Annotated in this window: 3 protein-coding genes; 1 reads left to right on the forward strand and 2 read right to left on the reverse strand. The window is 71.5% G+C overall.

Annotation, left to right across the window (positions count from 1 at the left end; all coding sequences use genetic code 11):
- Positions 1–56: 56 nt before the first annotated feature.
- Positions 57–632, reverse strand: a complete 576-nt coding sequence (locus ACJA3G_RS36020; protein ID WP_406557240.1) for a hypothetical protein — start codon at positions 630–632, stop codon at positions 57–59.
- Positions 629–784 (reverse strand): hypothetical protein, encoded by a 156-nt coding sequence (locus tag ACJA3G_RS36025; RefSeq protein ID WP_406557241.1) that lies wholly within the window; start codon positions 782–784, stop codon positions 629–631. Before ACJA3G_RS36025 ends, ACJA3G_RS36020 begins: the two co-directional genes overlap by 4 nt.
- 194 nt (positions 785–978) lie before the next feature.
- Here ACJA3G_RS36025 and ACJA3G_RS36030 point away from each other — a divergent pair.
- Positions 979–1,904 (forward strand): serine/threonine-protein kinase (locus tag ACJA3G_RS36030; protein ID WP_406557242.1); only part of this gene is annotated, 926 nt, incomplete at its 3' end.

A 1,904-nucleotide genomic window follows, 5' to 3' on the forward strand; every position in this document is an offset into this window, starting at 1 on the left:
GCCGGGGACGGCCTGAAGGCCCCGGGGAGACCGCGCCTCGGGGCGGCCACCCGGACCTACTGGCCGCCGGTCTCGTACTCCGGGTCCACGTAGCACGGTGAGTCCAGGGCGATGAAGAGGCCGTCGCGGCCCGCCTTCTCCCACTTGGACGCCTTCGGGTCGCGCGAGGCGAAGTCCTCCTCGATCGTCGCCGTGTGATGCAGCTTCAGGTCCTCGACGTCGAGCTGCGTCTGCTGTGCCTTCGAGTTGGCCTTCTCGAAGCGGTAGACCTTCCAGCCGTGCTTGGGCAACTCCTCGTGCAGGCGTGCGAGCGCGGCCGTCAGAATCTCGCGGGACGGGCCGTACGCCTTCCAGAAGTGCTTGACGCGGTAGCCGTGCTCGACCTTGGGGCAGGGGGCGGTGTACGGGGCGCCGTTCGTCATGCCGTACTGCTTCAGCCCTGCGACATCCAAAAGGAGGCTGGACTGCTGCCGGGACAGCTGTTCGGCGTCCTTGACGGCCTTTGTCTCGGGTGTGTAGCCGAGTCCGTCGTCATTCATAGCGGTGCATCCCGCCACCGGGAGCAGGGCGATCGCGGCGGTAGCCGGGAGCAGGGCGATGACTCCGGGACGACGGGCGTTGCGGGGCCTCATCGTTCGAGCACCGCCTCGTCGTACCGGCCGCCGCCACCCCCCTCTTTGCCGTTGGCGGATGCGAGGCGCGTGCCGGTCGCGGATGGGGGCCGGGCGTCCGGCCTCGGCGGAGCCCCCGCGAAGAGCTCGTCCCACTGTGCGCTGAGTGCCATGTGCGGCCGTTCCCCCGTTGCCATGCCTTTTGCTTTCCTTTACTTGCCGACGCAACTTAGCAACCATGCGGAGTGGCATGCGAGCTCGGGGATATGGGCGGATGCGCACGTCAAGTGGTCGCTCTCCGTCGTAAGTGATCACAACTAGGTCAACGGGCGTGAGGAGAGCGCCGGTTGCATGACAGAGTCGTGCGGTGGACGCGCTCAGGCCCCGGGATCCGGCACACATAGGTACGTACGCCCTGCTCGCCCGGCTGGGCGCGGGCGGGATGGGCATGGTCTATCTCGGGCGCTCGCCCGGCGGGCGGCTGGTCGCGCTCAAGGTGATCAAGGACGAGATCACCGACCACCCCGAGGCGCTGGCCCGCTTCCGGCGGGAGGCGGAGACGGTGCGGGCGGTGCGCAGCGCGTACACCGCGAACCTGATCGACGCGTCGCTGGCGGAGCCGCCGTACTGGCTCGCCACGGAGTACGTCTCCGGGCCGACCCTGAGCCGGGCCGTCGCCGACCGGGGCCCGTTCCCGCCCGACACCTGCCGCAGGCTGTTCGCGGCGCTGGCGGAGGGGCTGGCGAGCGTGCACGCGTACGGGGTGACGCACCGGGACCTCAAGCCCCAGAACGTCATCCTGGCCCCGCAGGGCCCACAGCTCATCGACTTCGGCATCGCCCGGGCGGCGGCGGACACGGCCCTCACCCGGACGGGCGCAGCGMCCGGCACGCCCGGCTACACGGCTCCCGAGGTGCTGGTACGCAACGAGGTCGGCGACGCGGCGGACGTCTTCGCGCTGGGGGCGACGATGGCGTTCGCGGCTACGGGGAGGGCGCCGTTCGGGGCCGGGTCGGTGGAGGGGGTGTCGTACCGGGCCGTCCACGAGCCGATCGACGTGGCCGGGGTCGAGCCGGGACTGGCCGCGCTGATCACGGCCTGCGCCGCCAAGGACCCGGCGCACCGGCCGACTCCGGCGGAGGTGATCGTGCGGTGCGGGGTGACCTCGGCGCTGGTCGAGGACCCGTACTACCAGGCGCTCTCGGCGGGCCTGACGGAACCGGCCCCGCACGACCTCCCCACGGCGACGGCCGCGGGCCTGATCCCCGCGGGAGGCGCCGCCCCGTCCTACAC

Origin of the sequence: Streptomyces sp. YS-3, from assembly GCF_045257485.1 — a bacterium.
Taxonomy (GTDB): Bacteria; Actinomycetota; Actinomycetes; order Streptomycetales; family Streptomycetaceae; genus Streptomyces.